This is a genomic window from Rhodococcus sp. G-MC3 (assembly GCF_030063335.1).
Lineage (GTDB): Bacteria > Actinomycetota > Actinomycetes > Mycobacteriales > Mycobacteriaceae > Rhodococcoides.
Map to the genome: position 1 here is coordinate 1 of NZ_JASISW010000049.1, position 7633 is coordinate 7633.

The following is a 7633-nucleotide window of genomic DNA, read 5'->3' on the forward strand; positions in this document are numbered from 1 at the left end:
TGACGGGGGTCGCGAACTGATCGTCGGTGACGAGGTAGCGATTGTCGACGCCCAGGCGCGCGAGCTCGGCGGCGACATACCGCCCGAACGGGTCGTGACCGACACCCGAGATCAGTGCTGAGCGGCACCCGAGGCGAGCTGCGGCAACCGAGACGTTCGCGGCGCTTCCGCCGAGGAATTTGCCGAACGACTCGACGTCCTCGAGGCCGACACCGGTTTGCAGCGGGTAGATGTCGACGCCGCTGCGCCCGATAGCGAGGACGTCGAAGGCCGTGTTGTTCGCATCGGCTGACATGGACAAGATCGACTCCAAACAATAGTGAGGACTGCGGACAGTGAAGGCATGTAGCGACGGGGCGGACGAGGGTGGCTGCTGGAAACCACTGTGCGCTAGGCCACAGGTTTCTGTCAATACTTTGTCCTAACATTCGCACTTTCGGTCAAGCGACATTATGCATGGCCCTGCGATGCGCGCCAGGACGGGCGCCCGAAACGACCCTCGACCGACCGTCTGACGAGGAGGCTGCGACGCAAGACGGCAAGTATCACTCCCCCTACTGACCACGCATCGCAGGCCTCCGATGACTCCGGCACAGTGGTCGAGTACGGAGTACGCGTCGATTGCAACCCGCACTACGACTTGGAAACGACACTGGCGGATCGCTGAGGTCCTTCGACATTGCCCATATTGATCGCGGTCGTTTTCGGCATTTGTCCGCACAATACAACAACGATTGACTAGGGTTCTGCCATGACCGTCGGACAGAACGTCACCCTTCCGTCTCCGCGTACCCCTTCACCGCTGGACGCACCGCCTTTGCGGTGGGGAATACTCGGACCGGGTTGGATCGCAGCCAAATTCGCCGAAGCGCTGCGCAATCACACTTCCCAACAGATCACCGCTGTCGGTTCACGCAATGCCGACCGGGGCGAGCAGTTTGCCGCCGACTGGAAGATTCCCTCGGTGCACCTCAGTTACGAGGACCTCGTCGGTGCGCCAGACATCGACGTCGTCTACATATCGACGCCTCATACGGTTCATGCCGAACATGCGATGCTCGCCCTCGAGGCCGGCAAGCACGTCGTCGTGGAGAAGCCCCTCGCACTCGACGGCGAGCAGGGACGTGCCGTCGCCCAACTCGCGAGAGCAAAGGGGTTGTTCGCGATGGAGGCCATGTGGACCGCGTTCCTGCCGAAATTCTCGGTGATCGACCAGATACTTTCAGACGGGCTCCTGGGCAACATCGCAACCGTCCTGGCGGACCACGGCGAATATTTCGAGTCTGATCACCGCATCTACGACCCAGCGCTCGCAGGAGGTCCGCTTCTCGACCTCGGCAGCTATCCGGTTTACCTTGCACACAAGGTTTTCGGCCGGATAGAGCAGGTCACCGCAGCCGGACAGCCCGCGAACGACGAGATCAACGGGCAGATTTCAGCCGTACTGCAGGCCACGACTGGTGCCCACGCAGTGATCAACACAACGATCCTCAGCGACACCCCCAGCACCGCGTCGATATGCGGAACCAATGGCGTTCTACGGACCGAAGGTGTGTTCTATCGCCCCGGTAACCTGACGGTCTCATTGCGAGACGGCCGTGCGGCACGCTTCACCGACGAGATCGAGGGATATCCCGCCGGTTTGGCGTACGAGGCCGCCGAGGCTGCTCGCCGGATATCCGTCGGCGACTTGGAGAGCCCGCTGCACACCCTCGACACAGCAGTCAGAACGCTCGACACTCTCGACGAAATTCGGCGCCAGATCGGGATCGTCTTTCCTGCGTGAGGCCTAACAGCTGCGTACGGATGCGGGGCGGCCGCGTTCAGCAGAGCGCGAGGAAGTCTTGATATGGGATGGGTGCCGCTGATCGACGCGACGATTCGGCGGTGGTGCTGGTGGGCAGTTGGCCGTCGCCAGGACGGACAGAAGTCGGGAACCAACCACCAGCGTCACACGGGCCACACGAATGTCATGGCCCCCTACAGTCAGCTCTGGCCCAGGAGCCATTCGTCGGGGGCGAAGAGCTCGCACTGCACGCGAGACGGATCCACTCCCCGGCCGGAGAGGAGGGCATCCACGGCCTGTACGAACCCCGCGTTGCCACACACGAAGAACGACGCATCCTTGGGCAAGTCGATACCTGCCAGGTCCAGCCGTCCCCGGTGGGCACCCTGTTCTTCGCCGTCCTCGTACCAGAGTTCGAGAACGGCGTTCGGCAGTGCGTCGACCAGTTGTCGTTGACGCGCCCGCAGCGGGTGCGTCACCGAAGAGCGGTCCGCATGAAGCACGAGCACCTCACAGTGAGCGTCCAGTCGAACCAGGTGCTCAAGGATCCCGTTCATCGGTGTGACACCGATGCCCGCCGAGATCAATACCGCCGGGGCAGAACCCAAGTCGTCAGTCCGCAGGTCACCGAACGGAATGCTGACGTCGACGAGATCACCGGGGCGCACACAGGTGGCGATCCAGTTGGACACCTCACCGGCCGGGCAGCCACCGCCGACGGCAACGGGCTTGACCGCGAAGGTCAGCGCGCCGTCGCCTGCTGAAATCACGCTGTACTGCCGTATCTGTCGAGCTCCGTCCGGCAACGTCACCCCGACGGAGACGTATTGTCCGCCGTGCTGGCTGCTCACAGTCGGCCAATCCGCGGCCACGCTGATCACGACCACCCCCGACGGATCGTCCACCCGCGTGGTGACCGTCGCCCGACGAAATACCTGCCCAGCACCCACACCCGCGTCCTCGTACAGTCGACGCTCGAGATCGATCAACGTGTCGGCCATCATCCAGTAGACGCGATCCCAGGCCGCAGCCACCTCCGGCGTCACGACATCGGCGCCGAGAACTTCGATGATGGCGGCGAAGAGATACTCGTGCACGATCGCGTACTGGTCGGCGGTAATTCCAAGCGAGGCGTGCTTGTGGCCGATTCGCGAGAGCAACCGTGCCGGGTGAGGGAGATTCGGGTCCACCAAGTGCGAGGCATAGGTGGCGATCGACGCAGCCAATGCTCGTTGCTGCGCACCTTGCGCCTGGTTTCCGCGGTTGAACAGATTACGTAGGAGCGCGGGGCGGGCATCGAACATCCGGGCGTAGAACCTGCCCGTGATGGTATCGATGTTCGCCCCGACCAGCGGCAACGTTGCACGGATAACGTCAGCGTGCTCGGATTCGAGTACCTGATCGACAGTGAGAGGGGTAGCAATGGACACGAGTGTTCCTTCCAGAGGACAGCGAGGAGCGTAACGGCAGGTCAGCGGGTGAGCGGTGCGATCATCGTGAGCGGAATCGTCGGCGACGCGGCCAGTTCTTCGATTGTGTACCGGTCGAGTTCGGCATAGAACGCTTCCTTGGCGACGGCGAGGGCATGCCTCAGCCGGCAGGCCGCGAGCAGCGGGCAAGGACGATCACCGTCGCATTCGACTACTTCCCGGTCGCCTTCGAGCAGACGGATCAAACGACCCACCGATATCGACAGTCCGGTCTCGGTCAGAAACAACCCACCGGTGCGGCCGCGCTGTGCGCGGACGCAGTCGAGAGCGACCAACCGCGTGACGGCTTTGGCCACATGATGTTCCGAGGCGTTCATTCGTGCGGCGATTACTCCGGTCGTCACCCGATGCCCCTCGGGCGGCGCCGCGGCCAGCAACATCATCGCCCGCAGAGCCAGGTCGCTGAAACGAGTCAGTTGCATGTCCATGACGGTAATAAACACGCAGCGAAGATGCTAGTTTTCCGGCCGTGGGTTCAAACACCACGTTTCGTGCGGTTTTTACACCAGCACTTCCCCGGCTCGACCCGGCCGAAAGCCACGAATTCATCTGCTCAGCTCGTACGGAATGCGATCGGCCACGATTATCGGTGGAGGCTCGCCGCGTGGGCGCTCCGCGTACCGCTCTGCACCTGCTCGCTAGGTCGACCGATCTCGCGTTTGCCGTATTTACCCGATCTCGGCTGCACCGATTAGTTTCGGGGAAATCGGTAGTCGACACCCTATGGACATACCGATTGACAGGAGACTGGCATGACAAGACCGTTTCGAATCGGCATGACCTCGGTACGGGCGAACGGTGTGGATCACGGCATCGAAAGCTTCGGCCGCGATGAGGATCCGCTGATCCTGCTGGTCGGCGGCACAACGATGCTCTCCTGGCCCGATCAGCTGTGCGAACTGCTCGCGGCGGGTGGGCGGCGCGTTGTCCGCTACGACCTGCGTGACTCCGGCGCGTCGACGACCATCGATCCGGAGAATCCGGGGTACGACCTGCGGGATCTCGTCGCCGACGTGGTCGCGCTGGTTGGGGTGCTCGGCGCCGGGACCGCCCATCTCGGCGGGCTCGGTGTCGGCGGGATGGTCGCTCAGGTCGCCGCGCTGGACCACCCGGACCTGTTCTCCGCACTTACCCTCGTCGGCACCCGGTCGGTGGCGCCGGGACCAGTCGACGATGACCTGCCGGACCACGACCCCGCGGTCATGGTCGCGATGTTCTCCCACTCACTGCCGGACTGGACCGACCGGGATGCTGTCGCAGCCTATGCCGCCGAGGGGGCAGAACTCGTGGGCGACGATCCGGAGGAGTCGCGAGCGAAGGCGGTCCAAATCTGGGACCGGACGCCGTCGAGTGATCCCGCGGTGCACCAGGCGAACCAGCTCGGGATGGTGTTCTCCCGGATCGATTGCGCCCCGCGATGGCGGGAGCGGCTCGGTGATCTCGACCTGCCCACGCTCGTGGTGCACGGTCGCGACGACTCCTTCTTCCCGGTCCGCAACGGTGAGGTTCTCGCCGCCGAGATACCTGACGCGCGACTGCTCCTCCTCGACGGCATGGGCAGCGCCCTGCGGCACGCCGCGGCCGACCAGGTCGCTGCCGCCATGCTCGCCCTCTGACCGTTCGGCTGAACGCGCTGGGGCGCGAACGGCCAGCCAACCGACGACTCCGTCGGACCGAGGAAGAGTTACCGCATCGTCAAGACATCCTTACACCGTGGGAGCGACGTGGTGGGATTGCTGCGGGGTATTGGATCGCGGTGGGACTCGCACGCTCGGTGTGATCGACAACGATCACGTCCAGCAGCGTCAGGTCAGTGGATCGGGGCGGTTCGGCTGGCGGCGAATGAAGTCGGCCCTCCCGGGGACGGTGAAGGCGACAAGGCCGCGGGCAGGAGGCCATGCCAGGCCCTTGCGGATGCATGAGTCACGTTGCGGCGCATCGGATTGCGGGTTCGATCCGAGGGCCTCGGCAAGGGCTACTGTCCGAGGAGTGTCGGTTCCGCTGCGCGCGATGGCTGCAAGGTAACCGGAAGGAGCATGTGGACATGGGACGTGTGGCCTGCGCACGGCGGATGAAACCGCCGAGGCGAGGCGGGCAGTGTTCACGCGAGGGTTCCGATTTCTACCATCTACAACGGCATCGCTCACCGACACTCGGCCGGATCCGGCGGTCCGGGCAGCCCAGCACCTTCCAGGTACGTGGCAATGATGGTGGTGAACACATCGTCGGGCCCATCGGGCTCGTGCTGTCCGGTGAGTGCTGCGGCCAGCAACGGGTATCTTCCGGATTGAACCGCTTCGGCGAGGTATCGCGTGCTGCCGTTGGGGTCCCGGGCGGTATCGCCGGAGCTCGTTTCCGAGGCCAGCTCGTTTTGTACGAAAGCGGAGGTGATGGCCGTCATCATGGCTACAGTTCGGAGCTTCGAGGGGCCTGACATCTGCGCCGATTCCAGTGCAGCCAACGCGTGCTCCAGGTATCTGAGAGCGCTTGGTCCCATAGAAGGGCGCGTCAAGAGCAGTGGAGCGAGCCACCGGTGCCGGTGCATGATGGTCCTGCCCTGAAGCGCTAGACCGAGCAGCTGCATCGGTGCCGGTTCACTGGATTGTTTCAGGTCGTACTCACCGCTGACAGCGTCGATCATGAGGTCGACGAGCTCGTCGCGGGATCTCACGTACCTGTAGAGCGACGCCGCACCGGCACCAATGCTGGCGGCCACTCGCCGGATGGAGACCGCGCCCAGTCCGTCCTTGTCGGCGATCTCGATGGCCGCCGCTGCGATCACTGCGCGCGAGTGCTCCGGTTTCGGCCCAACATTCGAGCGTTCCGGCCGCCGCCAGACATCAAGGGGGTCTTCAGGGGGCATTCCTGTCTGACCTTCCCTTCAGTTGTTTTGGATTAGGTGCTTTTACTATTTCACGATACGTTTAATTGCGAACGGTGATCGCAGATAAGAGGGATGAGGACTGTATGCAAATACTCATGGTTACCCCTGGAACCCGGGGCGACGTGGCGCCGATGGCGGGGCTCGGCAGCAGACTGCATGCGATGGGGTTTGAAGTCGCTATTGTCGCCAATGCCGCCTACGCCTCGTTGATCACCACCGCCGGGTGCGAATACCGCGAACTCCCCGGAGATATGAGCCATCTGGTCAGCCCGGCGCCTCCCGGGCAGAAGACCACGCGTGCAGACCTACGTAGGTATGTAAGCGAACTCGGTGACTACATGGAGCTGGCCGCTACCGGCACGGTTGCTGCTGCCCAATGCGGCGTCGACGTGATCCTGGCCAATTCGATCGCTCCATACGCGTACGACGTCGCTGAGGCATTTGGTATCCCCGCCATCGGCGCTCACCTGCAACCGATCGAACCCAGTGCCGCCTACACTCCAGTCGTCCTGGGCACCGCCCGGAGCTTCGGCTCTGTCGGCAACAAGCTGCTCGGCTCATTGATAGCCGCTGGAAAGGCACCCTACGACGCCCCGAGCGCCCGCATCCGCCATACCTTGGGGCTGAGCAAGAAGCGTCGGGCCGCCGCCGAACGGCAGCGCAGAAAAGCCAATCAACCCGTCTTGCATGGCTTCAGCCCCAACGTATTTCCTCGGCCGTCGGACTGGCGATCAGGCCTGACCATGACCGGATACTGGTGGCCCGAACCCGACTCGGATTGGCGTGCACCGCCTGAGCTGCTGGATTTCCTCGCCAACGGGCCTGCGCCGGTGTTCATCGGCTTCGGTAGCAGCCACGCCATGGACGCCGACTTCATGCTCGAAACAGTTCGTCGCGCTGGCGTTCGTGCGGTGTTGCAAGGTGTGGACGGGGTCTGCGAGCCCGATGCGGTCAGTATCGGTGCAGTACCGCACCATTGGCTGTTTCCACAGATGGCTGCTGTGGTCCACCACGCCGGGGCAGGTACCGCGGCGGCAGGGCTGCGTGCCGGGGTGCCGACGGTCAGCGTGCCGATCTATACCGATCAACCGTTCTGGGCCGCCCGGATCACCGCGCTCGGCGCAGGGCCGCAAGCGATTCCGTACAAACACCTGAGTGCCGAACGGCTGAGCGAGGCGATCAAGGACGCCACCGTGAGGCCGGAGTATGCCGCACGCGCACGCCTGCTGGCTGCAGCACTGGCCACCGAAGATGGAACCGCGCCCGTTGCGGCCGCGTTGCGGGTCGCAGTCCCCGGGAAGTGATGGGCCGGAAGCGACTTAGTGAAATATCCTCGGCTCTTTTAACCTGAATGCACCGATGAGCTGATGTGCCAGCTGCGAGTTTCGTTGTGACGCTGCGATGCGGGTATGGGCGTGGGTGATCGTCCGACCTCGGTGTCGGGTTGTTCCACTGGGTTTTTCATCTCGTGGT

General features: G+C 63.6%; 8 protein-coding genes. 3 read left to right on the forward strand and 5 right to left on the reverse strand.

Annotated features, from left to right (window positions below; genetic code table 11):
• Positions 1 to 295, reverse strand: a 295-nt coding sequence (locus QMK17_RS25715) for a PfkB family carbohydrate kinase (protein ID WP_283512120.1), incomplete at its 3' end; no start/stop codon positions are given.
• A gap of 456 nt (positions 296 to 751) precedes the next feature.
• Between QMK17_RS25715 and QMK17_RS25720 the strand changes: the two genes are divergently transcribed.
• Positions 752 to 1786 carry a Gfo/Idh/MocA family protein gene (locus QMK17_RS25720; protein ID WP_283512121.1) on the forward strand — a complete coding sequence of 345 codons (1035 nt, stop codon included), beginning with the start codon at positions 752 to 754 and terminating at the stop codon, positions 1784 to 1786.
• Positions 1787 to 1986: 200 nt separating this feature from the next.
• On the opposite strand, the gene QMK17_RS25725 is transcribed toward QMK17_RS25720, so the two are convergent.
• Together QMK17_RS25725 and QMK17_RS25730 are read right to left on the reverse strand one after the other, a co-directional pair.
• Positions 1987 to 3216, reverse strand: coding sequence for a globin domain-containing protein (locus QMK17_RS25725; RefSeq protein ID WP_283512122.1), 1230 nt, complete (start codon positions 3214 to 3216; stop codon positions 1987 to 1989).
• A 41-nt stretch (positions 3217 to 3257) separates the two neighbouring features.
• Positions 3258 to 3698: an RrF2 family transcriptional regulator gene (locus tag QMK17_RS25730; protein WP_283512123.1), complete on the reverse strand. Its 441-nt coding sequence runs from the start codon at positions 3696 to 3698 to the stop codon at positions 3258 to 3260.
• A gap of 354 nt (positions 3699 to 4052) precedes the next feature.
• Between QMK17_RS25730 and QMK17_RS25735 the strand changes: the two genes are divergently transcribed.
• Positions 4053 to 4892, forward strand: coding sequence for an alpha/beta fold hydrolase (locus tag QMK17_RS25735; RefSeq protein WP_283512127.1), 840 nt, complete (start codon positions 4053 to 4055; stop codon positions 4890 to 4892).
• A 189-nt stretch (positions 4893 to 5081) separates the two neighbouring features.
• On the opposite strand, the gene QMK17_RS25740 is transcribed toward QMK17_RS25735, so the two are convergent.
• Together QMK17_RS25740 and QMK17_RS25745 are read right to left on the reverse strand one after the other, a co-directional pair.
• On the reverse strand, positions 5082 to 5381 hold the full coding sequence (locus QMK17_RS25740; protein WP_283512124.1) for a hypothetical protein: 300 nt from the start codon (positions 5379 to 5381) through the stop codon (positions 5082 to 5084).
• A gap of 38 nt (positions 5382 to 5419) precedes the next feature.
• Positions 5420 to 6139 carry a TetR/AcrR family transcriptional regulator C-terminal domain-containing protein gene (locus QMK17_RS25745; protein ID WP_283512125.1) on the reverse strand — a complete coding sequence of 240 codons (720 nt, stop codon included), beginning with the start codon at positions 6137 to 6139 and terminating at the stop codon, positions 5420 to 5422.
• Between the two features lie 116 nt (positions 6140 to 6255).
• Here QMK17_RS25745 and QMK17_RS25750 point away from each other — a divergent pair, with 116 nt between their 5' ends.
• Positions 6256 to 7464 (forward strand): glycosyltransferase, encoded by a 1209-nt coding sequence (locus QMK17_RS25750; protein WP_283512126.1) that lies wholly within the window; start codon positions 6256 to 6258, stop codon positions 7462 to 7464.
• The last annotated feature ends 169 nt before the right edge of the window (positions 7465 to 7633 follow it).